This is a genomic window from Silvimonas iriomotensis, from assembly GCF_014645535.1.
GTDB classification, from domain to species: domain Bacteria; phylum Pseudomonadota; class Gammaproteobacteria; order Burkholderiales; family Chitinibacteraceae; genus Silvimonas; species Silvimonas iriomotensis.
Genome location: NZ_BMLX01000003.1, coordinates 617286 through 642521 on the forward strand (window position 1 = coordinate 617286; position 25236 = coordinate 642521).

22 protein-coding genes are annotated in these 25236 nt (G+C 60.6%); 5 read left to right on the plus strand and 17 right to left on the minus strand.

Annotation, left to right across the window (positions count from 1 at the left end):
- Window positions 1-5: 5 nt before the first annotated feature.
- The 3 genes from holB to IEX57_RS14330 all read right to left on the minus strand — a co-directional run bounded on the left by holB (window position 6) and on the right by IEX57_RS14330 (window position 2182).
- A complete protein-coding gene (gene holB / locus IEX57_RS14320; RefSeq protein ID WP_188705021.1) occupies window positions 6-1022 on the minus strand; it encodes a DNA polymerase III subunit delta' in 1017 nt (338 codons plus the stop codon).
- Window positions 1019-1672, minus strand: a complete 654-nt coding sequence (gene tmk, locus IEX57_RS14325; RefSeq protein WP_188705022.1) for a dTMP kinase — start codon at window positions 1670-1672, stop codon at window positions 1019-1021. Before tmk ends, holB begins: the two co-directional genes overlap by 4 nt.
- A 72-nt stretch (window positions 1673-1744) precedes the next feature.
- Window positions 1745-2182, minus strand: coding sequence for a PilZ domain-containing protein (locus tag IEX57_RS14330; RefSeq protein WP_188705023.1), 438 nt, complete (start codon window positions 2180-2182; stop codon window positions 1745-1747).
- Between the two features lie 221 nt (window positions 2183-2403).
- Here IEX57_RS14330 and IEX57_RS14335 point away from each other — a divergent pair, with 221 nt between their 5' ends.
- Window positions 2404-3201, plus strand: a complete 798-nt coding sequence (locus IEX57_RS14335) for a DODA-type extradiol aromatic ring-opening family dioxygenase (protein ID WP_188705024.1) — start codon at window positions 2404-2406, stop codon at window positions 3199-3201.
- Between the two features lie 66 nt (window positions 3202-3267).
- On the opposite strand, the gene IEX57_RS14340 is transcribed toward IEX57_RS14335, so the two are convergent.
- The 4 genes from IEX57_RS14340 to IEX57_RS14355 form a co-directional block, all read right to left on the minus strand.
- Entirely contained in the window at window positions 3268-3843 is a 576-nt protein-coding gene (locus tag IEX57_RS14340; protein WP_188705025.1) for a PEP-CTERM sorting domain-containing protein, read from the minus strand.
- Window positions 3844-4109: 266 nt separating this feature from the next.
- A complete protein-coding gene (locus IEX57_RS14345) occupies window positions 4110-4883 on the minus strand; it encodes a MetQ/NlpA family ABC transporter substrate-binding protein (RefSeq protein WP_188705026.1) in 774 nt (257 codons plus the stop codon).
- Window positions 4884-5002: 119 nt separating this feature from the next.
- Window positions 5003-5668, minus strand: coding sequence for a methionine ABC transporter permease (locus IEX57_RS14350; protein ID WP_188705027.1), 666 nt, complete (start codon window positions 5666-5668; stop codon window positions 5003-5005).
- Window positions 5665-6738 carry a methionine ABC transporter ATP-binding protein gene (locus tag IEX57_RS14355; protein WP_229709026.1) on the minus strand — a complete coding sequence of 358 codons (1074 nt, stop codon included), beginning with the start codon at window positions 6736-6738 and terminating at the stop codon, window positions 5665-5667. Before IEX57_RS14355 ends, IEX57_RS14350 begins: the two co-directional genes overlap by 4 nt.
- 489 nt (window positions 6739-7227) lie before the next feature.
- Between IEX57_RS14355 and IEX57_RS14360 the strand changes: the two genes are divergently transcribed.
- Complete coding sequence (locus IEX57_RS14360) at window positions 7228-8043, plus strand: DUF4397 domain-containing protein (protein ID WP_188705028.1); 816 nt, start codon at window positions 7228-7230, stop codon at window positions 8041-8043.
- A 107-nt stretch (window positions 8044-8150) separates the two neighbouring features.
- Here IEX57_RS14360 and IEX57_RS14365 read toward each other — a convergent pair whose 3' ends face one another.
- From IEX57_RS14365 to IEX57_RS14380, 4 genes are all read right to left on the minus strand, one after another.
- Window positions 8151-9347, minus strand: a complete 1197-nt coding sequence (locus IEX57_RS14365) for a DUF2252 family protein (protein ID WP_188705029.1) — start codon at window positions 9345-9347, stop codon at window positions 8151-8153.
- Window positions 9348-9416: 69 nt separating this feature from the next.
- Window positions 9417-9662, minus strand: a complete 246-nt coding sequence (locus tag IEX57_RS14370; protein WP_188705030.1) for a hypothetical protein — start codon at window positions 9660-9662, stop codon at window positions 9417-9419.
- 20 nt (window positions 9663-9682) lie between these two features.
- Window positions 9683-10564: a DNA/RNA non-specific endonuclease gene (locus IEX57_RS14375; protein ID WP_188705031.1), complete on the minus strand. Its 882-nt coding sequence runs from the start codon at window positions 10562-10564 to the stop codon at window positions 9683-9685.
- Window positions 10565-10698: 134 nt separating this feature from the next.
- Complete coding sequence (locus tag IEX57_RS14380; RefSeq protein WP_188705032.1) at window positions 10699-11613, minus strand: aspartyl/asparaginyl beta-hydroxylase domain-containing protein; 915 nt, start codon at window positions 11611-11613, stop codon at window positions 10699-10701.
- A 544-nt stretch (window positions 11614-12157) separates the two neighbouring features.
- Here IEX57_RS14380 and IEX57_RS14385 point away from each other — a divergent pair.
- Window positions 12158-14059, plus strand: a complete 1902-nt coding sequence (locus IEX57_RS14385; RefSeq protein ID WP_188705033.1) for a carbohydrate-binding module family 20 domain-containing protein — start codon at window positions 12158-12160, stop codon at window positions 14057-14059.
- A gap of 327 nt (window positions 14060-14386) precedes the next feature.
- Here the strand turns inward: IEX57_RS14385 and nth are convergent, their stop codons facing one another.
- Together nth and murI are read right to left on the minus strand one after the other, a co-directional pair.
- Complete coding sequence (gene nth, locus IEX57_RS14390; protein WP_188705034.1) at window positions 14387-15037, minus strand: endonuclease III; 651 nt, start codon at window positions 15035-15037, stop codon at window positions 14387-14389.
- Window positions 15038-15125: 88 nt separating this feature from the next.
- Window positions 15126-15944: a glutamate racemase gene (gene murI / locus IEX57_RS14395; RefSeq protein ID WP_188705035.1), complete on the minus strand. Its 819-nt coding sequence runs from the start codon at window positions 15942-15944 to the stop codon at window positions 15126-15128.
- A 483-nt stretch (window positions 15945-16427) separates the two neighbouring features.
- On the opposite strand from murI, the gene gltB reads away from it, so the two are divergent.
- On the plus strand, window positions 16428-20879 hold the full coding sequence (gltB, locus tag IEX57_RS14400) for a glutamate synthase large subunit (RefSeq protein WP_188705036.1): 4452 nt from the start codon (window positions 16428-16430) through the stop codon (window positions 20877-20879).
- 154 nt (window positions 20880-21033) lie between these two features.
- The gene (locus tag IEX57_RS14405) at window positions 21034-22446 is read left to right on the plus strand and encodes a glutamate synthase small subunit GltD family protein (RefSeq protein WP_188705037.1); all 1413 of its coding nucleotides are present in this window, start codon (window positions 21034-21036) and stop codon (window positions 22444-22446) included.
- A 70-nt stretch (window positions 22447-22516) separates the two neighbouring features.
- On the opposite strand, the gene IEX57_RS14410 is transcribed toward IEX57_RS14405, so the two are convergent.
- The 4 genes from IEX57_RS14410 to IEX57_RS14425 all read right to left on the minus strand — a co-directional run bounded on the left by IEX57_RS14410 (window position 22517) and on the right by IEX57_RS14425 (window position 25080).
- On the minus strand, window positions 22517-22915 hold the full coding sequence (locus tag IEX57_RS14410; RefSeq protein WP_188705038.1) for a VOC family protein: 399 nt from the start codon (window positions 22913-22915) through the stop codon (window positions 22517-22519).
- A 66-nt stretch (window positions 22916-22981) separates the two neighbouring features.
- Window positions 22982-23503: a chromate transporter gene (locus IEX57_RS14415; protein WP_188705039.1), complete on the minus strand. Its 522-nt coding sequence runs from the start codon at window positions 23501-23503 to the stop codon at window positions 22982-22984.
- Entirely contained in the window at window positions 23500-24072 is a 573-nt protein-coding gene (locus tag IEX57_RS14420) for a chromate transporter (RefSeq protein ID WP_229709027.1), read from the minus strand. Before IEX57_RS14420 ends, IEX57_RS14415 begins: the two co-directional genes overlap by 4 nt.
- Before the next feature lie 147 nt (window positions 24073-24219).
- Entirely contained in the window at window positions 24220-25080 is an 861-nt protein-coding gene (locus IEX57_RS14425; protein WP_188705040.1) for an FTR1 family iron permease, read from the minus strand.
- Window positions 25081-25236: the final 156 nt, after the last annotated feature.

The window sequence follows — 25236 nt, forward strand, 5'->3', positions numbered from 1 at the left end:
GTGGTTTATCCTGTCAGCTTGCCGCGCAATGCGGCCAGGTAGTCGAACAGCAACGATTCAAAAACCAGCCGCGCATTGAGCGGATGGTGCGCCAGGCGCTGTGCCTGTTGCAAGCGATCGACATAAGTCAGCATCCGGCTTGCTCTGGGCGCAAGTTTGCCAAGCGCGGTCGTCCGATCTGGATAATAGCGAATCCGCCCGGACATGCCCAAAGTAATCAGATCATGGGTCCATTTTTGCAGCCATTCGATCACTTTGGCCGGGTCGACTTTGCTTTTTTCGATTTCCGCAGCAAGCGCCAGTACGTTCAGCGTTTGTGGCGCGCTGATCTGGTCCAGCACGCTGGTGCGCAGCGGCAACCACTCGGCATCGGCGTCTTCTTGCGCGGCCAGCGGCGAGCCGCCGGCGTGGGCCAGATGCAGTGCGGCATCGGTCACGCCTTGTTGTTCCAGCCAGGCGGTAGCGGTGGCGGTATCCGGCGTGGACAAGGCCAGCACGCGGCAACGGCTGCGGATGGTGGGCAGCAGGCGGCGGGCCTGATGCGTGACAAGGATGAACTGCGCGCCGGTCGGCGGTTCTTCCAGTGTTTTCAGAAACGCATTGGCCGCGGCCGTGTTCATGGCCTCCGCCGGGTAAACCAGCGTGACCCGCGCACCCTTGCGGTGAGCAGAGAGGTTCACGAAATCGGTCAGATCACGGATATCTTCCACGCCAATGATGGGCTGCTTGCGTTTGGCCTTGGCATCTTCGGCTTCTTCTTCCACCGGATCGCTGGGCGCCAGGATACGAAAATCCGGATGATTGCCGGCCGCATGCCAGCGGCAGCCTTCGCACTGGCCACACGGCGCAATGGTTTTGTCCGGGTGTTCGCACAGATACCAGGCGGCAAGGCGCTCGGCAAAGCGGCGTTTGCCAATACCAGGCTCGCCCGTCAGCAGCAGCGCATGCGGCAGCCGTGCCGGGTCGTGCATCAGTTGCTGCCATTGGGCTTCTTGCCAGGGGTAAAGCGTGTACTGCGTCATGCCAGTGTCTCGCGCGCCCAGCCGCTCAGAATCACATGCAACTCTTGCTGGATGGCGTCAATGGAACGGGCAGCGTTGATGATCCGGAACCGCGCAGGCGCGGCGTGCGCGCGTTCCAGGTAGGCGTTGCGCACGCGTTCGTGAAAACTGGCTGCCTCGCGCTCGAACCGGTCCAGCTCGCGCGTGCCCGCCATGCGGGCCTGGCTGACTTCTGGCGGCACATCAAACAAAAAGGTCAGATCGGGCTGGATCATTTCGCTACCCCGGTCCTGTACCCAACGCTCCAGCGCTTCGAACTTCTCGCGCGGCAAGCCGCGGCCGCCGCCTTGATAGGCATAGGTGGCATCACTGAAGCGGTCACACAGCACCCACTCGCCCCGTTGCAGGGCCGGTTCAATCACGCCGGCCAGATGCTCCCGGCGCGAGGCAAACATCAGCAAGGCCTCGGTTTCCAGGTGCATGGGTTCATTCAGGAGCAGCGCGCGCAGCTTTTCGCCCAGCGGCGTGCCACCGGGTTCACGGGTCACGATATGGGCGATTCGCGCTTCGGTCAGCCAGCGGTCGATGAAAGCAAGCTGGGTGCTTTTGCCCGCGCCATCGACGCCTTCGACAGAAATGAAGCGGCCACGGGGGACAAGCTGGTTATGCATGATCAAATGTGCCGGAAAATATCCGGCCGATTGTCGCACAGAACGTCATGCCCAGGACAAACGCGCCAGCGATCATTCCGGCTTGACTGCCACCGGCGCAGGCACGCGGCCGGCGAGGATCTGTTTGAGCTGGGCTTTGCCGTCACTTTTGAAATCGACAAACTGGATGCCGGTGCGGAACGTGTTGAACTCGCTGGAGAGTACGGTGTAAACCACGCGGCTTTTCACTTCCAGAATCTTGGGGCGCTGGCCGGCAGAGGCGGGCGGAATGCTGATCAACACGGTAACGCGATCAGACACCGGCAGGCTGAAGTCTGAATGCAGGCTCAGGCCGCTGGCAGAGATATCAAAGGCACGGCCGCGAAACGACAGGCGTTCTTCGGTCTCGGAATACACAATGGCCACGCGCCAGTTCACCAGATAGCGGCTTTCCTTGCGCAAGTCCTGAACGGGGGCATCCCCGAAACCGGCACTGAAAAAATTATTGCTGGGTACAGATTGGTCCGGCATGAGGGTCGCTTGCAGTATCAATTTCTGCACACATTACAAGAATTTGGCCCAAACCGTTAAGCAGCAGACTAGCGTGGGCCTGTTTGAAGCGACACCCACGCTTGGGGTGAGTGATGATTGTCCCGCTATTTGCAATAAATCATTGAGAGGTAGCCTGTTTATGCGCACGAGCGGGAAGCGCAAACTGGCGTCAATCCAATCGATACTGAAGGAAGAACATCATGTCCCGCTTACCCACGCTGTTTGTGTCTCACGGCTCGCCCATGCTGGCGCTGGGTGCCGGCGCCACGGGTGATGCCTGGGCGCGGGTGGCCGCCAGCTTGCCGCGACCGCGCGCGGTGCTGATGGTGTCGGCCCACTGGCATCACGAAAACAGCGGCGTCACCGCGGGTGATGATCTGGACACAATCCACGATTTTTACGGTTTCCCGGCACCCTTGTACGAGCAAAGCTACCCGGTTGAAGGCGACCCGGCGCTGGCGCGCGAAATTGCCGATGAATTTGGCGAACTGGGCCTGACCGTCATCATGGACCCGGAACGCGGGCTGGATCACGGCGCATGGGTGCCGCTTAAATCCATGTACCCGCAAGGGGATGTGCCGGTGATCCAGCTGGCACTGGATTTGCGCCGGGATACCGACTGGCACTACGCCGTCGGGCGCGCCTTGAACAAACTGCGTGATGAAGGCGTGCTGATTGTTGGCTCGGGCAGCATTACCCACAATCTGCGCGACATTGTGCCCGGCGTAACCAGCGGCCCGGATGTGCCGGCGTACGTGCCCCAGTTCATGGACTGGATGCACGAGCACGTCACCGCGGGCGATGTGGAAGGGGTGTTGAACTATCGCACCCAGGCACCAGGTGGCGTGCGTGCTCACCCCTCGCAAGATCACATCCTGCCGCTGTTTGTGGCCATGGGCGCCGCCCACGGTGAGGTTGCAGTGCGTGAATACACGGCGATCACCGAAGGCGTGCTGGGGATGGATATTTACCGCTTTGGCGAGATGCCGGCGCAATAAAAGGGGTAATGGCTGGCATGAAAAAGGGCAGGGGTTTCCCTGCCCTTTTGCTTGAACAAAGTCACCTCAAGCGGCGACGAGTTCAATCGGACGCGAACGTGTCCGTTTACGCACCACCAGCGAAATCACCCCAAGCCCGCCCGCCAGCAACAACCAGCTTTCGGGTTCCGGTACGGCGCTGACCGCGTTCATGCTCCAGACGGCATTGGCGCTGCTACCCTGCGGCGGAAAGAAACCGCCGCTCACAACCCGGTTGGTGAGCGTGTTGAAGCCGAACACCAGGGCTGCAGACTGACCTGACATCAAGGTTTGCGGCCACCAGACCAGATCGGAGGTTCCGGCGCTATTTTGCAGTACAAAACTGTTCTCGGTGCCATCCAGCGAGAACACCACCGGCTTTTTCAAAGAGCAGCAACCAATGCCGCCATAGCTGTCCAGCACTGGCCAGAGTGAACTGGTCAGATGAATGTCGCTGACATTGGTCACCAGGTTGCCGGAGAGTTCGCCGGTCAGATAACCGGAAAACGCCAGCAGGGTCTGGTCACCCCGGGTGACTGAATAACTCACGTCAAACAACGTGGCGTGAGCCATGGAACTAAGCAGCAGGGCGAGTAGCCCGCCGCACCAGGTTCGCATTTTCATGCTCTTCTCCTGAAGTGGTCGGAAATACCCCCGCTACGGCACTACCTTACTTTCTCGTGACTGACCTTATATTGTATTGGCGTGTAATAGCCTTCGCCGCTTCTGGATATAGCTTTGTTTTTGCAATGCAGCAAGCCGTCGCAAAGGTCATCTGGCCAAACGGTAGCCATTGGGTGAAGTTGCTCACACCCAGGGTACGGTGGATATGGAAAAACCCGGCATAAGGCCGGGTTTTTCAGCTACAGCACTAGGATCTGGCCGGTAGATCAGAACGCTGGAACGACGGCGCCCTTGTACTTGTCCTGGATGAATTTCTTTGTTTCCGGGCTGGTCAGGGCGGCGGCCAGTTTCTTCATGGCGTCGCTGTCCTTGTTGTCCGGACGGGCAACCAGGTAGTTGACGTACGGCGACTGGGCACCTTCGATCGCCAGCGCGTCGCGGGTCGGGTTCAGCTTGGCTTGCAGCGCGTAGTTGGTGTTGATCAGGGCCAGGTCAACCTGGTTCAGTACGCGCGGCAGGGTGGCGGCTTCCAGTTCGCGGAACTTCAGGTGCTTGGGGTTCTGCGCGATATCCTTCGGCGTGGCCAGGATGTTGTTGCTGTCCTTGAGCTTGATCACGCCTTCTTTGTCCAGCAGCAGCAGCGCACGGCCGCCGTTGGTGGCGTCGTTCGGGATGGCCACGGTGGCGCCATCGGTCAGATCAGCCAGCTTCTTGACCTTGCTGGAGTACGCGCCAAACGGTTCAACATGCACGCCTACCACCGGAACCAGGTTGGTGCCCTTGCCCTTGTTGAACTCGGTCAGGTACGGCTTGTGCTGGAAGAAGTTGGCATCCAGACGCTTTTCGGCCACCTGGGTGTTCGGTTGCACGTAGTCGGTGAACACCTTGATATCCAGATCCACGCCTTCCTTGGCCAGGATGGGTTTCACGAATTCCAGGATTTCAGCGTGCGGCACGGCGGTGGCGGCCACGGTCAGTTTCTCGGCAGCGTGTGCATTGAAAGCCAGCGCAGCGGCCAGCAGAGTCAGCAGTTTTTTCATTATTGCGGTTTCCTTTCGCAGTGTTGTCCCACTGCCGGTCAAGGCAGCGGTTGGGTTTTTCAGTCAGTCAGGCTGGATCGGGTCAACAGCCAAACAGCAAGAGCATGGCGACGCCTCGCTTATTTGCGGGAGAAATGCACGACCAGTTTGTCGCCGATCATTTGCAGGATCTGCACCAGCACAATCAGGATCACCACAGTGACGATCATGACGTCGGTCTGAAAGCGCTGATAGCCATAGCGGATGGCCAGATCGCCCAGGCCGCCGCCACCAACGACGCCGGCCATGGCGGTGTAGCTGACAAGGGTAATCGCCGTCACGGTGGCACCGGCCAGAATGCCCGGGCGGGCCTCCGGCAACAGCGCGCCGGTGATGATCTGGCGCGTGGTGGCGCCCATGGCCTGGGTGGCTTCGATAATGCCGCGGTCCACTTCGCGCAGGGCAGTTTCCACCAGCCGGGCAAAGAATGGCGTGGCACCGATCACCAGGGGCGGAATCGCGCCCGCCACGCCCAGCGAAGTGCCGGTCAGCAGGACCGTGAACGGGATCATCACGATCAGCAAGATCACAAACGGCACCGAGCGCAGCACGTTCACCACAAACGACAGCATGCCATACACCACCGGCTGGGCCAGCAGTTGTTTGCGGCCGGTCAGGAACAGCAGCACGCCCAGCGGCAAGCCCAGTACCAGCGTAAAAAAGAGCGAGCCGCCCAGCATCAGCAGCGTATCTTGCGTGGCCTGCCAGATATCGGACCAGTCCACATTGGTAAAGAGTTCGTTCATCCGCGCAGTACCTCCACGGTCAGGCCGGCATCAGCAAAGGATTGCAAGGCGGTATCAGGCTCGCCACCGGTGATCGACAGAATCAGCTGGCCATACGGCGTGTCCTTGATGCGATCAATGCGGCCGGACAGGATGGAAAAGTCGATCCCGCTGGTGCGCGCCACCTGGCCCAGCACCGGTTCATAGGTTTGTTCGCCCTGGAAGGTCAGGCGCACGATGCGGCCGGGCACGTGGGCAAAGGCGTCGTGTTCTTCGGCCTCATCCACGTTTTCGGCTTCCTGCACAAAACGCTGCGTGGTGATGTGCTGCGGATGCAGGAACACATCGGCCACATTGCCGACTTCGACAATCTTGCCGGCATCCAGCACGGCCACGCGATCGCCAATGCGGCGGATCACGTCCATTTCATGGGTGATGACGACGATGGTCAGATTGAATTCGCGGTTGATCTCGGCCAGCAGTTGCAGCACCGATTGCGTAGTTTGCGGGTCCAGCGCGCTGGTGGCTTCATCGCACAGCAAGACCTTGGGGTTGGTCGCCAGCGCGCGGGCAATGCCAACGCGTTGTTTCTGGCCGCCCGACAACTGCGCCGGGTACTTGCCGGCGTGATCGGCCAGGCCCACCCGTGCCAGCAGCTGTGCGACACGCTCCTTGATCTGCGCGGCGGTATACGTGCCTGCCAGACGCAAGGGAAACGCCACATTGTCAAACACGGTCTTGCTGGAGAGCAGATTGAAGTGCTGGAAAATCATGCCGATGCCGCGGCGTTGTTCACGCAGCTGGTCGGCATTGCTGGCGCTGATCTCGGTGCCGTTGACCAGCACGCGGCCGGAGGTTGGTTTCTCCAGCAGGTTGATCAACCGGACCAGCGTGGACTTGCCCGCGCCGGAATGGCCGATGATGCCAAAAATTTCACCGGCTTCGATCTTCAGATCAATGCCGTTGAGCGCCGGAACAGCCCGGCCATCCACATCAAAGGATTTGTGGACATCAATGAATTCAATCACGTAGCAACCTTGTGGGTTACGGAAATTATGGAAATTATCGGGCGTGTTCAGCCAGCCCGCCATGTTAATGCGTCGGCTTATGTCTGCAAAATCTTTGTGAAGCTATGAATATTTCAGATTGGCATGAAGCACAGCGGGCGCGGCCTGGCGGGCCGGTCTGGGTAACAGCACGAAGGGCGCGATTATACCGCGCCGCAGCAATGAATCGCCTGCCGACAGTCTGACACCCGGCCACGCCCGCGTTTGGGTGATCGGGCGACAAGGCCTGTCGGGCCCAGGCTGACAAACAAATCTGCTTGGCGATGCCAGTGGCCGCACGTAAATGATTGATCTGGCCGCAATTCATGGTGATCGGGCGGTCAGTGGTATCCGGCATGGGCCGGATTGGCGCCGATCCGTTTAAAACACGATATGTCAGACAGTGTCAGTTTATTCCTGGTTTAAACAAGGATACATGCCGGTATGACGACATGAATTGGCGACTTATCTTTCGCATCACAACCGCTTGATTTGCATATGCAGATCAGTCCAATTGATCGAAGGAGAATTATCATGTCGGGTGCCAATGACAGTTACAAAAAACGAACCTTGTCCGGCTGGATTAAAGCCATTGCCTTGATTGCCGGTCTGGGCTCTGTCTTGCTGCTGAGTGCATGCGGTGGCGATGACGGCCCGGATGATCGTCTGGGCCTGAGCAAGCCGGCCCTGCGCCTGATCAACGCGTTCCCGGACGGCCCGACCATTGATGTGGCCACCAATGGCACCAATTCGGCCTCTGGCCTGGCGTATCTGGGCGTCAAGGCGTACTACGACATTGATGACACCGCTACCACCGTCACCGCAACACTGAACGGCACGACCACGCCGGTGGCCAACGCCTCTTTTACCGCGGCAACCGGCCACAAATACACCTTCGCCTTCGTGGCCGGGACCAGCGCGAGCAATGATGCGGTGCTGATTGATGACCCGTATGAAAAGGGCCTGCTGTCCAACCAGGCGCGCGTGCGTATCCTGAATGCCGCTTTCAACGCCGGCGCGGTGGATGTCTACATCCTCAAGCCGACTGATTCGCTGGCTTCGGCAACCCCGGTGGCGGGTAACGTCGGCTTCAAGACCGCTTACCCGGCTTCCGGTAATGATTCGATCGATCTGGATGGCGGCACGGTGACCATTGTGGTGACCAATAGCGGGTCCAAGACGCCAATCTTTACCTCTACCCAGACCTCGCTGGATGACAATGCCGACTGGCTGATTAACGTGGTGCCGCAACAAGGGATTGCCGCTGTCACGCCCAATGCGGTGAAGGTGCTGGTGGTGAAAACCAACGACACCGATAACCCGGGTTTTGAATTGACCGCCGCATCCTGAAGATCTGGTGCGCAATAAAAAAGACCGCCATATTCTGGCGGTCTTTTTTATTGCTTTAATCATTCATCTGATCTGGCAATGATGGCAAGCTGACCTGGCTGAGTGATTCAAAGCTTGCCCGCAGTTAATGCATAACGGCGGCAATGTTCCAGATATCCCTGTTCGTGACTACCAACCAGTTCCACCACGCTTTGCCATAGCCAGGATGGCGCATCCAGATTTTTGCCGTGACGCTGGCCAAGCTCGCCCAGCCATTGGCGCCGGTCATCTTCTGCCAGTTGCCGGGCGTGGGCATTGCCGACAATGCGGGCCAGGTAATGGGCGACGCGCATGGCTTCGCTGGTTTCCATGATGTCGATATCCAGCTTCAGATCTTGTGGCAGCAATTCGCGCACGAACACGGCCTGATCCAGCAAGCGTGTGGCGACAAGGCGCTCGCCCAGTGCTGGGGAGAGGTGTTGCGCCCCGTGCAGGACCCGCCGGCTGTTGTCGCGCGGCATGTGCGCGTGGGCGTGGCGGGGCGCGGCGGCCTGCACGGCCTGTTTGATATCCATCAGGCAGTATTCGCGATCCTTGCCATCGCCCACGCCCAGCAAGACGGCGTATCGCAACAGCCCCAGTGAACTGCAGCCTTTGACCCAGTACGCGGCATCCAGCAGCGTGACCGGCGCATCGTCCTCACGTGATCTGAGCTGCGTGGCTAGTTGCTTGAGTTCGGGCTGGGCAAACAAGGCCCGCAAGGCGGCGCGCTCTTCGCGTGATAGCGGCCAGAAATGTTTGCTGCGCGGGATGCTGGGGGCGGTGTCCTCAATGCGCTCTTTGGCCAGTTGCTTCCAGGTGCGGGTGGTCGCCTCACGCATGACCAGTTTGACGGCATCCGGCTTGTGTCTGGGGTGATGCAGCTTGCCACCGAAAGACTGTTCATAGCCGCGCACCATTTCTTCCAGCATGCGGGCGATCACCACGCCAGGCAGGCGGCTGCCGCGGCCGGCTGTTGCCAAAGACAGCCCCAGCCGCACCAGATCATGCGCAGGGTTGCCGATGACGGTCTGGTCCAGGTCGCGGATCTGGATTTCGACCTCGCCATCGGCATACGCCAGCGGCCCCAGATTGCCGACATGACAATCGCCGCAGATCCAGATGGCTGGCCCATGGGGCAGGGCGTGCCCGCGCTGGCTGTGCAGCCACTCGTAAAACTGGACGGTGTTGCCGCGCACGTAAGCGTGGGGCGAGCGGGCCATTTTCAGGTTGCGCCGGGCCAGCAAAACCGGGCGGCGTTCATCAGGCCGGGGGAGTTTTTTCATGGAGTGACGACAGGTGGTTGCAATATTTCATGCTAGGCCCCCTTGTCAGACCACGCTGTCAGCGGCGCGCTAAAACGGGTTGTCGGTTTCGCTGATACTCGGGGAGGCGAGCTGTGCTGGCAGCTCGCTCGCCTGCAGCGCCGCCACGATCTGGTTAAGTGCCGCTTGCAGGGCCAGCGCTGCCGTCAGGCCGGGCTGATCGCGGGTGAGGTCCAGATTGCCGTAGATGCTGACGCGGTCAAGCCGGTTTTCCAGCGTCAGCCCGCCGATTTCCAGTACATCGGCTTCGTTGGCATAGGGGGTGAAAGTGGCCATGCAAACCTCAATGGAGCGGGTTAAAGGGCGCGGATAAGCTGATGCAGCAGGCGCATCAGTTCACGTTCCATCCAGCGTATCAGTTCGTCTTCCAGCCCGCCTGGCGCCCGGTTGCTGCGCGGGCTGCTGTGACCGTTGCTGCTGGCCGGTTTAGGGGGTGGCAAGGCCATGGCATGATCGCGGGCGGCCTCAGGCAGGCCCGGAAACGGGTTGATGCCGATGCGTTGCTGCAACTGGGCGATCGAGACCACCTGGTAGTCCTCGCCCGGTGCATTGGCGGTAATGTACGCCGCCGCCTGCTGTTTGCGCGGGTTGTATACGGCTTTGTAAAGGTGCGTGGGCACCAGCACGCGGTTGTTCAGCCGCTTGATGCTGTTGCCTTCAAAAATGGGGCCAGTCACCACGTAGACCTCGCCGTCACGCACGGCCATGTCACGCACGGAAGATTCAATCCCGGCCCACAGACCACGGTTGTTCTCGGGCGATTGCGGGATCATGTTGGCCAGACTGAAACTCTGGCCCTGCGCAGTTTTGTCCGGCATGTCGCCGTTGGGGCTCATGTGACCACGATCAAACCCGCTGTGAACATAGTCTTCCAGCGTCGGGTGCGGCATGCCGGCCAGTGCCGGTTCTTCATGGAAGGTATCGGTACGCACCAGCTCGCGCGCCGATTGCACGCTCTGGCGGGTAATGTGTTCGGCAGACCACAAGGGCGTGAGCGAGACCCCGGAATACAGCACGGCAAAGGCGTCGAAACACAGGGCTTTGGTGTTGTGTTCCAGCCTGGCATTGTAAAGATCGGGCGCATGGCCACCCAGGAAACGGGCGGGGCACTGGCTGGCCGCGGCATGGGCCAGCGTGGTGGCAGCCAGCAAAACGGCTGCGAAAGTGGAGCGAAGCATTTTTATGATCTGGACGGGCAAACGGTCGCCAGACTACAAACAGTCCCGCCCGCTGTCGAGCACGCCGTGATGCCGCCTTGCGCCCGGGTGGCACGCCTCACAAGCGGTTTGACAGCCACTGGCCGCGCGCGCCCTTAAATCACGAAGAACAGGCTGACCACGGCGATGATCAACACCACCCGGGTGGTGCGGTACACGCGCGGGTTCCAGCGCTTGAAGCGCTTGCGCTGCTCGCCCACCCAGTCGGCATACCGGAACAGGCGGCTGATCAGGCCCAGATGATCGCCGTCGTGATTGGGTGATGAGGCGGCGGCCACGATATGCAGCCCCACCCAGCGATTGAGCGCCGTGGCCCAGCGGTAGCGCATGGGGCGTTCAATATCGCAGAACAGGATCAACCGGCCCTGGCCGCTGTGGTTTTCGGCGCGGTGGATGTAGGTCTCGTCGAACACCACGGCCTCGCCATCGCGCCAGCTGTAGCGTTCGCCATCCACCTCGATATAACAGCGGTCATCGTTGGGGGTAATCAACCCCAGGTGGTAACGCAGTGAACCCGCGTAGGGGTCGCGATGCGGGTTGAGTTTGCCGCCGTCAGGCAGCCAGGCAAACATCGCCGCCTTCACGCTGGGCAGGTTGCGCAGCAAGGCCGTGGTGCGCGGGCACAGGCTGGCGGCCGATGGGTGACTTTCTCCGTACCACTTCAGGTAAAAGCGCTTCCAGCCGTACTTGAAAAACGAGTTGAAACCGGCGTCATCGTTATGCTGCGCAGCGCAGATTTCCTGTGCTTTCAACAGGCGCGCACCTTCATCGCGGATCTCTTGCCAGTGACTTTGCAGCAGTTTGAGTTCAGGAAAGGCGCCTGTGGGCAGAAAGGGTGTTTCCGGCACGCTGGAGACCGCGTACATCAAGACATTGAGCGGCGCGGCGACGGACGAGTGATCAAATACCTGATGCCGCAACGAATGCCGCACCCGGCCGCGCAGATGCACGCGCAAGATGGCCGTTACCAGCAAAAGGACCAGCGCGACCTTGATGAACAGGCTCTCCATGGGGTTCTCCTGTCGCGGCGCCGACGGCGCGCACGTGATCCGCGGTTGTGGTGGCAGCCGTTCATGGCCCGCACCGGGCACGGATTGTTCCAGTCTGGCCTTGCCGGCAAGCCCGGTCAGTCAGTCATTGCTGGTTTTGCATCGGCGTGAGGGGCTGAGGCACGTGTAGTCGTACGCTGACAGCCATTTGCCCGTCAGAGCATGCTGGTTTGCTGATTCACACCGGTTTTAGTCGGATGAAGACGGCATTTTGTTCCCGTTTAAACGCCGTTTATCGGAAGCTTAACGCATTGATGCAATGCGGAAAAAACGCCTTTTCGCCGATACATTTCTCATGCAACTGGCGTAGATGCTCATTCGTCCCTTTCATAGACGATCAGCTTGTAGCGGGTTTCACAAAAGCGTTGTAGTTGAGTACAAAAAAACGGCTGTTTACGCTGATTTGCGAAATCCAAACCGGTTTGATCTGGTGGGTTTCAGGCGGCAGATGGAGGAGCGTTTGCCACAAGTCGAGGTCATACACACTAAAAAGGCCGAGCAAAAAATGAAAGTTGCATTCACAGTCACGAGCAGTCTGTTGTGCGCGGTTCTGGCCGCATGCGGCGGCAGTAATGATGCCGTTGCAGCCACGACCACCACGACCTCAAGCAGTTTCAACCCGGCGTATACATCGGTGCAGATGTTCCACTGGAAATGGACCGATATCGCCAAAGAATGTACCGCGTTCCTGGGCCCCAACGGCTATGGCGCGGTGCAGATTTCGCCGCCGCAGGCATCCAAGATTGCCGGTGCCTGGTGGGACATGTTCCAGCCGGTGAACTACGGCAGCCTGACCAGCCGCATGGGCACAGAGAGTGACCTGCAAAGCATGGTCAGCACCTGCCACGCCGCCGGCGTGCGCGTGTATGCCGATATCGTGGTCAACCAGCTCTCGCAGGATTCCAGCAGCGCCTACAGCGCCACGGATGGTTCATCCTGGAACGCCAGCACGCTGACCTATCCGCAGTTCTCGGCCAATGACTTTCACAGCCTGTGCCAGATCCAGTCCAGCGATTACGGCACGCCGGGCAACCGCAACAATGTGATGTTCTGCCGCCTGAACAACCTGCCTGACCTGGCGACCGAAAGCACCTACGTGCAGGGCGTGATCGCCACCTACATGAAAAAACTGTTGTCGCTGGGCGTGGACGGTTTCCGTATCGACGCCGCCAAGCATCAGCAGCCCGACGCGCTCAATACCATTCTGAACAACGTCAAATCTGCCTACCCGACCACGCTGGCAGGCGAGAGCCTGTGGGTCACGCAAGAGGTGATTCCGGATGGCAACGTGGTGCGCTCTGATTACTTTCAGAACGGCACGCTCAACGAGTTCCAGTTCACCTATGCCATCCGCGATACCTTCCGCAACAACAACGGCCTGAACCTGGCTTCGATCCCGACCGTGATGGGCACGCCGGGGAACTGGGGCGGCACCTGGGGCTTTGTGCAGCCGGCCAATGCCGTGGTGTTTGTCGATAACTGGGATACCGAGCGCAGCGGCACTGATTCGCTCAATGCCAGCAACTACACCGGCGCTACCAATGATGCCTCTGGCACCAAGCGCTTTGATCTGGCCAATATCTTCATGCTGGCCTGGCCCTATGCCAGCCAGGTGCAGGTGATGTCTGGCTATCGTTTCAGTACCACCGACCAGGACGCGCCGACGGCCAGCCCGTATGACAGCAGCGGCAATGCCCAGATCAACGTGAACTGGGACTTTGTCCACCGCTGGGGCGATATCGCCAATATGGTGAAGTTCCGCAGTGCCACCAATGGCCAGGGCGTGAGTAACTGGGTGACCGGCAACGGCAACCAGATCGCCTTCAGCCGTGGCGCGGTGGGTTTTGTGGCGCTCAACAATGACACCAGCGCCTGGACGCAAAGCTTCCAGACCGGCCTGCCGGCAGGAACGTATTGCAACGTGGTGCATGGCCTGGCCACCAGCAGCGGTTGCGCCAGCGATAGCGTGACGGTAGACGGCAATGGTTACGCCACCATCACCTTGCCGGCCAACGGCGGCGCAACAGTCCCGGCTGTGGCGCTGTATACCGGGCAGAAATCCGGCAGTGGTTCGTCTGGCGGCGGCACCGGCACGTGCGCGGTGACGTTTACCATTGCCAATGCCAACACCGTTTATGGCCAGAACCTGTATGTGGTTGGCAACCAGACCGCCCTGGGCAACTGGACCCCGGCCAGTGGCTTTGCGCTGACCATCCAGGGCAGCGGCGCCAACGTGCCGTGGACCGGAACGGTTTCGCTGCCCGCCAGCACGGCCATCCAGTACAAGTATGTGAAGTGGGATGGCTCGACTGCGACGTGGGAAAACAACCAGTCAACCAGCAGTGGCAACCGCGAAGCGACGACTTGCGCGTCCGGTAGCCAGGCGCTGAATGACGGGAATTTTTGATCGGTGAGGAGTGAGGTGGGGGCGGCGGGCAGACCTTTGGCTCGTCATTCCTGCGCAGGCAGGAATCCAGCACGCCCGCCTCAGGCGGGCTTTCCTGGGCAAGCATCTGGGCGTTCGCGCTTGCGGCGCAGGGCTTCAGAACTGGATTCCGGCCAAGGGGGCCGCCGAGGTCCGGAATGACGAAGTGGTGGGGTAGGTGAAAGTTGTGGGGGCGCACGAATTGGCAGTTGCACCCGGCAAACCCCGCCATACACTCTGCACACCTCACACCTCACACCTCACACCTCACACCTCACACCTCACACCTCACACCTCACACCTCACACCTCAGCGTCCCTTGGGTGGCGTGAGTTCTTTGGGTTTGAAGTCGCACAAATCATTGACCACGCAGCGCCAGCATTCCGGTCGGCGTGCCTTGCAGACGTAACGGCCGTGCAGGATCAGCCAGTGATGCGCATCCTGCCGAAACGCCAGCGGCGTGACCTTCATCAGCTTGTCTTCCACCACGCGCACGTCTTTGCCGGGCGCCAGACCTGTCCGGTTGGCAACGCGGAAAATATGCGTGTCGACTGCAATGGTGGCGTGACCAAACGCCGTGTTCATCACCACGTTGGCCGTCTTGCGGCCCACGCCAGGCAGGGCTTCCAGCGCTTCTCTGTCTTGCGGGACTTCGCCGCCATGCTGTTCCAGCAAGATGCGACAGGTTTCCAGCAAGTGTTTGGCCTTGCTGCGGTACAGGCCAATGGTGGCGATATACCCTTCCAGCCCCTCTTGCCCCAGCGCCAGGATGGTGGCCGGCGTGTTGGCCACCGGGAACAGCTTGCGCGTCGCCTTGTTCACCCCGACATCGGTCGCCTGCGCCGACAGCAACACGGCCGCCAGCAACTCGAACGGCGTGGTGTATTCCAGCTCGGTCGTCGGATGCGGATCAAGTTCCTGCAAGCGCTGGTAGAACTGGTGGCGTTTTTCTTTGTTCATTTTGGGGTGGGGTGAGAAGAAGAAAGCGTGGGGTGAAAGGCACAGGGGCAGTGCCGGCTTTTCCGCCGCACACCTTACCCCTCACGCCTCACAGTCTATCAATACTCACTTGCTCGATCGCGCCCAGGTTACGCCCCAGGAAGCGCTCGCCGACGCTGCGGAACTTCAACGGAACGTCGGTGACGAAATAACGGTAGTCCGGCATGGTGCGCTGGGGGTTGGCAAGGCCTTGTTGCTGCAGCAGGGCGGCGGTTTCGTCGGCGATGGCAATGGCGGAATCCACCAGTTTCAGGCGCGGGCCGGCGATCTCTGACAACAGGGGCTTTAACAGCGGATAGTGGGTGCAGCCCAGCACCAGCGTATCGATCTGCTCGACAAACACGGGCTTGAGGTATTCCTGGGCCGTCAGGCGGGTGACCGGGTGTTCCAGCCAGCCTTCTTCGACCAGCGGCACAAACAGCGGGCAGGCTTGCGAATACACCCGGTATTGCTGACCGATGTTGTGAATGGCGCGGGCGTAGGCGTTGGAGTTGATGGTGGTCGGGGTGCCGATCACGCCAATGCCGCCGCTTTGGGATGTCTCTACCGCGCAGCGGGCGCCGGCTTCGATGACGTCGAGCACCGGCAGCGGCGAGACTTCACGCACCTTTTCGGCGGCGACGGCGGCCATGGTGTTACAGGCAATGATCAGCATCTTCACCTGCTGTTTTTGCAGGAAATCCACAATCTGCAAGGTGAAGTGTTCAATGGTGGAGACCGACTTCACGCCGTAGGGCACGCGGGCGGTATCACCAAAGTAAACAATGTTCTCAAACGGCAGCCGGTCCATCAGTGCGCGTACGACGGTCAGACCGCCCACGCCGGAGTCAAAAACCCCGATCGGGCAGGATGCTTGCGGATGTGACATGGCGGCTCCCCAAAACCCGCAATTCTAGCTGTGCGGCGGATAAATCTGAACTGGTCCGCGCGTGTTTTGCCGGCCTTTTTTCCGTGCAGTCGGGTGGAGTGCGCATCAGGCGTGGCAGGGCGCTGGATGCTTTGCCTACACTTGAAGCCTGTTCACGCCTTTTGCAGGGCCGCGCCGGGCACTCGGCGCCATGCCGCAAGGGTGCGCCACGGCCTTGCAAGCCACTTGTAGTACCCGTACTTCGGCGTGACTTGCGCCTTGCATCGCACGACTTGTTGCGTGAACGTCGGTGCGCAAAGGCCATGTAAGGGCTCCTGGGGGGAACAGCATTGTGGAAAACCCTGATGCGTTGGTAAAATTAACGCCTTTTCGCTTTCGATTGCCAACGTATTGGCGCTGCTGACGACGCCCGGCCCACAAGGTCCGGAACAGTGAGCACCACGCGGCCAGCTGGCGGGCTGGTTGCCTTTCAAGGGACGTGCCATGGATAGACAAAGCTGGTTGGGGAACACTCTCTACCATCCTCAGTTCGAGCAGGACAGTTGTGGTTTCGGTTTGATCGCCCAGATGGACGACAAACCCAGTCACTGGCTGGTGAGCACGGCGATTTCGTCGCTGGCCTGTCTGACCCACCGTGGCGCGGTGGCCGCCGATGGCAAATCGGGCGATGGCTGTGGCCTGTTGTTCCGCAAACCCGATGCCTTCTTGCGTGCTGTTGCCGCTGAAGAAGGCTTCACGCTGGCTGATCAGTACGCCGCCGGCCTGGTGTTTCACTCGACCGACGAAGCGCAAGGCCAGACCTCCCGCGACAACCTGAAACAGGCGGTTGAGGCTGAAGGCCTGACGCTGGCGGGTTTCCGTACCGTGCCGGTCAACACTGATGCCTGCGGCGAGTACGCCATGCGCACGCTGCCGGTCATCATGCAGGTGTTCGTTAATGCCCCGGCCGGCATGGAACGCCTGGTGTTCGAACGCAAGCTCTATCAGGCGCGCCGTCAGGCCGAAAAAGCCAACAAAGCCGGCGATGCCTCGTTCTATATCCCCACGCTCAACTCGCAGACGCTGGCCTACAAGGGTCTGGTGACGCCGGCCAACCTGCCGGTGTTCTATCTGGATCTGAAAGACGAACGCTTTGCTTCGTCGCTGGCGGTGTATCACCAGCGGTTCAGTACCAACACCTGGCCGCAATGGAAACTCGCGCAGCCGTTCCGCTATCTGGCGCACAACGGCGAAATCAACACGCTCTCTGGCAACCGGCTGTGGGCCAAGGCGCGTGAAGCAATCATGAAGTCCGAGTTCCTCGACATGGACGCCGTGCGCCCCATCGTGCAGACCGACGGGTCGGATTCGATGAGCCTGGACAACATGCTCGAAGGCCTGATGCTGGGCGGCATGGATGTGTTCCGTGCGTTTCGCATGCTGGTGCCGCCGGCCTGGCAGAACGTGGACAGCAACGACCGCGATCTGCGTGCGTTCTATGAATACAACTCCATGCATATGGAAGCCTGGGACGGCCCGGCTGGTATTGTGTGGACTGACGGCCGCTACGCCGGCTGCGCGCTGGACCGCAACGGCCTGCGCCCGGCGCGTTATGTGGTTACCAAAGACCGCCATCTGACCATTGCGTCTGAAATCGGCGTGTGGAACTACAAGCCTGAAGACGTGGTGAAGAAAGGCCGCGTCAAGCCAGGGCAGATTGTTGCGGTTGATCTGGAAACCGGTGAGTTCCTGGATACCGAGACCATCGACAACCGGCTCAAATCCACGCACCCGTACCGCAAATGGATCAAGAGCAATGCGATCCAGATGGAAATCTCGGAAGACAACAGCCCGCTGCCGGAGATGTCACACGCCGAGTTGCTGATTTTCCAGAAGCAGTTCCAGCTGACGTTTGAAGAGCGCGACCAGATCCTGCGCGTGCTGGCCAGCGATGGCCAGGAAGCTGTGGGTTCCATGGGCGACGACACGCCCATGGCCGTGCTCTCTGAAAAAGTACGCTCGCCGTTTGATTACCTGCGCCAGCAATTTGCCCAGGTCACCAACCCGCCGATCGACCCGATCCGTGAAGCGATCGTGATGTCGCTGAATACGTGTTTCGGGCCGGAACGCAATGTGTTCTCGGTGACCGAAGACAACGCCCGCCGCCTGGAAGTGCGCTCGCCCGTGTTGTCCAGCGACAAGTTTGACGCGCTGACCTCGTTGCCCGGCGACGATTACAAAACGGCGGTGTTCGATATCACGTTCGACCCCGCCAAAGCCACGCTCAAGGCCGCGCTTGAACAACTGCAGGCCGCCGTGCTGGCTAGCGTGCGCAATGACAAATCCGTGATCATCGTGCTGTCGGACAAAAAGATTGCCCAGGGCCGTCTGCCGATCCACGCGCTGTTTGCCACGGGCGCCGTGCACCACGCGCTGGTCGATGCCGGCCTGCGCTGCCGCATTAACCTGGTGGTGGAAACCGCCACCGCGCGCGATCCGCATCACTTTGCGTGTTTGATCGGCTACGGCGCCACGGCGGTGTTCCCGTATCTGGCCTACCAGACCATCAAGGAACTGGTGGATAACGGCCAGATCAGCCTGCCGCTGGAAAAAGCCGCCAACAACTTCCGCAAAGGCATCAACAAGGGCCTGCTGAAGATCATGTCCAAAATGGGCATTTCGACCGTGGCGTCTTACCGTGGCTCGCAACTGTTTGAAGCCGTGGGTGTGGGCGAAGAAGTCATCAGCCTGGCCATGGAAGGCACGGTGTCGCGCATTGGCGGCGCCTCTTTTGCTGACTTTGAAGCCGATACCGCGCGCCTGAACAAGCTCGCCTTCAATGGCATGCGCCCGATCCAGCAAGGCGGTTTGCTCAAGTATGTGTTTGGCGAGGAATACCACGCCTACAACCCCGATGTGGTCATGCAACTGCAAAAGGCCGTGCAAGGGGGCGAGTACAAGGAATACCTCAAGTACGCCGAGCTGGTGAACACCCGCCCGGTGGCCATGCTGCGCGATCTGATGGCGCTGCAACTGGAAGGCCGCACGCCGATTGCGCTGGACGAAGTCGAATCAGTCGAGGCGATTCTGGCGCGGTTTGACTCGGCCGGGATGTCGCTGGGCGCGCTGAGCCCGGAAGCGCACGAAGCGCTGGCCGAAGGCATGAACCGCCTGGGTGGCCGCTCTAACTCCGGCGAAGGCGGTGAAGACCCGGCGCGTTACGGCACCATGAAAATGTCCAAGATCAAGCAGGTGGCATCGGGCCGGTTCGGGGTGACGCCGCATTACCTGGTCAACGCCGAAGTGCTGCAGATCAAGGTGGCGCAAGGGGCCAAGCCGGGCGAGGGTGGTCAGTTGCCGGGCGACAAGGTCAGCCCGCTGATCGCACGCCTGCGGTGCTCCAAGCCGGGTATCAGCCTGATCAGCCCGCCGCCGCACCATGATATTTATTCGATTGAAGATCTGGCCCAGCTGATTTTTGACCTGAAACAGGTCAACCCCAAGGCGCTGGTGTCGGTGAAGCTGGTGGCTGAGCCTGGCGTCGGCACCATTGCCGCCGGCGTGGCCAAGGCCTATGCCGATCTGATCACGATCTCCGGTTATGACGGGGGTACTGGTGCGTCGCCGCTGACCAGCGTGAAATACGCCGGTACGCCGTTTGAACTGGGCCTGACCGAAGCGCAACAGGTGCTGCGCGCCAACGGCTTGCGCGGCCGCGTGCGCGTGCAGACTGACGGCGGCCTCAAGACCGGTCTGGATGTGGTCAAGGCCGCCATCATGGGCGCAGAAAGCTTCGGCTTTGGCACCGGCCCGATGGTGGCGCTGGGCTGCAAATACCTGCGCATTTGCCACCTGAACAACTGCGCGACCGGTGTGGCCACGCAAGAAATCAAACTGCGCAGCAAGTACTTCACCGGTCTGCCGGACATGGTGGTCAACTACTTCACCTTCATCGCCAAAGAAACGCGTGAATGGATGGCAAAGCTGGGCGTGCGCACCATGGCCGAGCTGATTGGCCGCACTGAACTCCTGGGCCTGTCTGAAGGCGCGACCGAGCGCCAGAAACAACTGCGGCTGGATGTGTTGCTCAGCCAGGGCCAGATTCCGGACGCCGAGCCGCGGTTCTGCATCGAAGACAGCAACCCGAGTTTTGACAAGGGCGAACTGGCCGAACAGATGGTGAAAGACGCGCTGGCCGGCATCAAGGCGAAAACACCGCAGCGCCATGAGTACAAGGTGCGCAACGTGAACCGCTCGATTGGCGCGCGCTTGTCGGGCGAGATCGCCATGGCGCACGGTGCAGCGGGTCTGCCCAAAGACAGCCTGCATGTGAAACTCACCGGTTCGGCCGGTCAATCCTTTGGCGTGTGGAACGCGCCGGGTCTGACGCTGGAACTGGAAGGCGATGCCAACGATTACGTCGGCAAGGGCATGGCCGGTGGCCGCGTGGTGATCTACCCGCCCAAAAACAGCGACTTCCGCCCGGATGAAGCCGTGATTGTCGGCAACACCTGCCTGTATGGCGCAACCGGGGGCGAACTCTTTGCCGCCGGCCGCGCGGGCGAACGCTTTGCCGTACGTAACTCTGGCGCGCTGGCGATTGTCGAGGGCGTGGGCGACCACGGTTGTGAATACATGACGGGGGGCACGGTGATCGTGCTGGGCGAGACCGGCTACAACTTCGGTGCGGGCATGACCGGCGGCTTTGCGCTGATCTACGACACGCGTGAGAAGTTTGCCTATCGCTACAACAACGAACTCGTCGATATCAACCTGATCAACAGCGAGTCTTACGGCGCGGTGCGCGCTTTCCTGAAGGAAAAACTGCGCGAATACGTGAAGGAAACCGGCTCGGCCCGTGCGCAAGAAATCCTGCAGGACTTTGACGAAGCCGTGGATTACTTCTGGCTGGTCAAACCCAAGGCCGCCAAGCTGGATGACTTGTTGAAAGACTGATGAGGCGCAGGGTGGATCCGGCGCGATAGCGACAATCCACCATTGCAGCGGTGGATTGCTTCGCGAATCCACCCTGCGAATGACGAGATCACAAATGATTCTGGTGTGAGAACGGATAGCAATCCGCAACTCGCACCTCACAGGGGATAACCCAATGGATGTTTTTCAGTTCATGAATGTGGCGCGCAACCCGGGCGAGAAAGCCCCGGCCAACGAGCGCATTTACGTGTTCAAGGAAATCTACCAGCCGCTGGGCGCGGGTGAAGCCGCCGACCAGGCTGGCCGTTGCCTGTCTTGCGGCAACCCGTACTGCGAATGGGAATGCCCGGTTCACAACTACATTCCCAACTGGCTGCAACTGGTGCAGGAAGGCAAGTTGTTCGAGGCGGCAGAACTCTCGCACAAGACCAACAGCCTGCCGGAAATCTGCGGCCGCGTGTGCCCGCAAGACCGTCTGTGCGAAGGCGCCTGTACGCTCAACCAGGGCGGCTTTGGCGCGGTGTCGATCGGCTCGGTCGAAAAATACATTACCGACACCGCCTATGAACAAGGCTGGCGGCCGGATATGTCGCGCGTGGTGTGGTCTGACAAGAAAGTGGCCATCATCGGCGCTGGCCCGGCGGGTCTGGGTTGCGCGGATATTCTGGTGCGCAATGGCGTCAAACCGGTGGTGTTTGATCGATATGAAGAAATTGGCGGCCTGCTGACCTTTGGCATCCCGGAATTCAAGCTGGAAAAAGAAATCGTCGCCCGCCGCCGCGAAATCATGGAAGGCATGGGCGTCGAATTCCGCCTGAACACCGAGATCGGCAAGGACATCAGCATTGAAGACCTGCTGCGCGATTACGACGCCGTGTTCATGGGCATGGGCGCGTACAAGTACATGAAGGGCGGGTTTGAGGGCGAGGAACTGCCGGGCGTACTGGAAGCGCTGCCGTTCCTGATCAACAACATCCGCCAGAAGCTCAACACCTTGCCGGCCGGCGAAGCGCCGCAATCGATGAAGGGCAAGCGCGTGGTGGTGCTGGGTGGTGGCGATACCGCCATGGACTGCAACCGCACCTCCGTGCGCCAGGGCGCGAAAAGCGTGATCTGCGCGTATCGCCGTGACGAAGCCAACATGCCAGGTTCCAAGCGTGAAGTAGCCAACGCCAAGGAAGAGGGCGTGCAGTTCCTGTGGAACCGCCAGCCCGTCGGCATCAAGCAAAATGCCGATGGCACGCTGGCACTGACCCTGGTGACCACGCGCCTGGGCGAGCCGGATGAAAAAGGCCGTCGCCGCGCCGAAAACGTACCGGGCTCGGAAGAAGTGATCGAATGTGATCACGTCATCATCGCCTTTGGTTTCCAGGCAGAAGCGGCCAGCTGGTTTGACGCCCAGGGCATCAAGACCGACGACTGGGGCCGTACTGTCGCCCCGGCCACGCAGACACTCAAGTACCAGACCTCCAACCCGAAAATCTTTGCGGGCGGTGATCAGGTGCGCGGTGCTGATCTGGTGGTGCGCGCGGTGTATGAAGGCCGTCAGGCCGCGGAAGGCATTCTGGAGTTTGTGGGCGTGTGGTAAGCGCCCGACCCGGAATGGTCACAAAAAAGGACGCCACGGGCGTCCTTTTTTCATTGGGTATGGTGCAGGATCAGGTCGCGCTGGCATCCCAGAACATGGCTTCGATCTTGTTGCCGTCCGGGTCACGCACAAACGCGCCATAGTACTGCGCGCCGTAATCCACGCGCGGGCCGGGTTTGCCGTCATCCTTGCCGCCGGTGGCCAGCGCGGCGGCATGAAAGGCATCGACCTCGGCCTTGCTGGCCGCGTTAAAGCCAAAGTGCACGCCGTTGGCGGTATCGGCGTCTTTGCCATCGTACGGGCGCTGCACCCAGAACTCTGGCAATTCGCGGCCATAGGCCACGGCGCCGGGGAATGCCATGACGCGCCTGGCGCCCAGTGCAGCCATGACGGCATCGTAAAACTGCACGGCGGTATCAAACTGGTTGGTGCCGACAGAAACGTGATTCAACAAAGAAGGGGCGGGCATCAGAGGTGGTCCGGCAAGAAGGAGCACTTAGCCTGGTCGACGCATCCGCGTTGCGCAAGGCGCTTTTCAGATCCAGCCCAGCCCCCCCAGCAAGGCACCGGCCAGAATCAGCCACAGCGCGTTGAAACGCGTGCGCAGGGTAATCCAGGTGGTGGCGATCACCGTCAGCACCGCACCCAGGTGCACCGGCGCGCCTTGAAACACAATGAGCGCGGTGGCAAATACCAGCCCGATGGTGATGGGCGCCAGCGCGCGCCGCAACACAAAGTGCCAGCGGTGGTGCGGGTAGCGGCTCATGTAGTGTTCCACCATCAGGGCCAGCAAGGCAGCCGGAATACACATGGCGAACAAGGTGACGGCGGCACCGGCCAGACCTGCCACATGCCAGCCAAACAGCGCTACAAACAGCACATTCGGGCCTGGCGCCGCCTGGGATATCGCGTAAAGCGAGCTGAAGGTGTGGTCATCTACCCAATGATGCTGCACCACCAGAAATCGGTGCATTTCTGGCAAGGTGGCGCTGGCGCCGCCAAACGCCAGCAAAGAGATCAGCACAAATTGCAGGAACAACTGGATCAGGATACTCATGCCTGCACCGCCTTGCCGCTACGCCATTCCAGCAGCAATGCCAGCGGGATCAGCACGCCCAGTACCCAGACCAGCGGCCAGTGCAACACGGCGACCGCGACCAGCGCGGCCACGCCAAGGATCGGCCCACGCAGATTGCGCGGCTGGCTTTGCGCCAGTTTCACGCCGGCTGCAAACACCAGCCCCACGGCGACAGCGGTCATGCCGTGTACCGCGCCAGCGACTCCCGGCGCATTCTGGAAATGCTCATACAAGGCACCCAGCCCCAGCACAATCAAGCCAGAAGGCCCCAGCAAACCGGTCACGGCAGCGGCCGCGCCGCGAAAGCCGCACCAGCGGTAACCCAGAATACTGGCGAGGTTGCAGATATTGGGGCCGGGCAGAATTTGCGAGAGTGCCAGCAACTCGGTGAACTCGCGGTTATCCACCCAGCCACGATCCTCCACCAGGATGCGTCGCGCCCAGGCCATGACGCCGCCAAACCCCTGCAAGCCCATGCTGGCGAAGGTGTAAAAAAGCGTCCATGGGGTGATGGGCATGGGGGCGGTGGGTGGCGGGGAATCGGTCACGGTGGGCCTGTTATGCAAGGATCAATTCAATTGTAACGATCCACGCCCAAGGCGGACGACACAGCCAGGCCGATTTGCATGCGCAACAGCCGCACAAAACAAAACCGCCCCGGTAGCGGGGCGGTTGAGGTGGGCGCGATGACCGTTTCAGCGGCCGGACTGACTGGCCGGCTGGGCGGCTGCCGGTACGCTTTTGGGCGTGTTCTGACGGGCGCTGATGCGCTTGAGCGCAACGACCACGGCAATCCAGTACGCCGCGTAGACCAGCACCATGGTCAGCGCCGGTTGCGCACGGTAGCCCGTCAGCGCCCCGACCACGCCACCAAAGCGGCTGGTGTCGTCCAGGATCATGGCGGTGTTCCACAGCGGATCAACAATGCCTGGAATCCAGTCCAGACCGATCATGCGCTCTACGCCATTGATCAGCATGGAGGCCGCAAGGAACAGCAGCATGATTTCAGTGATCTTGAAAAACAGGCGCCAGGAGAAAATCTTGCCGCCCTGCTGCAACAGCCAGAAGGTCAGGAACGCCAGCGCCAGACCCAGCACGATGGCCAGCACCGTCTGGCCTGGGCTGCCGGAACCCAGCCCCAGGCCGTACAGGAACACCACCGCCTCAGAGCCTTCACGCGCAACGGCCAGCATGACGACCACCATCAGGCCCCACCAGTTGGCCTTGGCGGCGGCCTGCGACATTTCACCTTCCAGTTCTTTCTTGAGCGTGCGGCCGTGTATGCGCATCCAGAACACCATCTGCACGATCAAGCCACTGGCAATCAGCACCATGGCCAGCTGGAAGTATTCGATCGAGCCATCCGGCAAGACGCTTTCCAGCGCCATCATGGCACCGGCCAGGGCGCCAGCCAGGGCGAGGCCGGCGACCACGCCACCCCACAGATATTTCATGCCTTCATGCAGGCCGGCATTGCGCAGCCAGGCAAACAGGATACCGATCACGAGCAGCGCTTCTACGCTCTCGCGCCAGACAACAAACAGGATATTGGCCATGGAATTCCTTGTGGCGCCGGCCAGCTTGCGGGCAAAGGCGGGCGCATATCATGCCGAGTGGTCGATCGCGCAACCGCCGGAGCGGGGCCGGGCATGACACTGATACATTAAATGCGATCTATTCTCATTTATTATTCTGGATTGCCAAACTTAGAT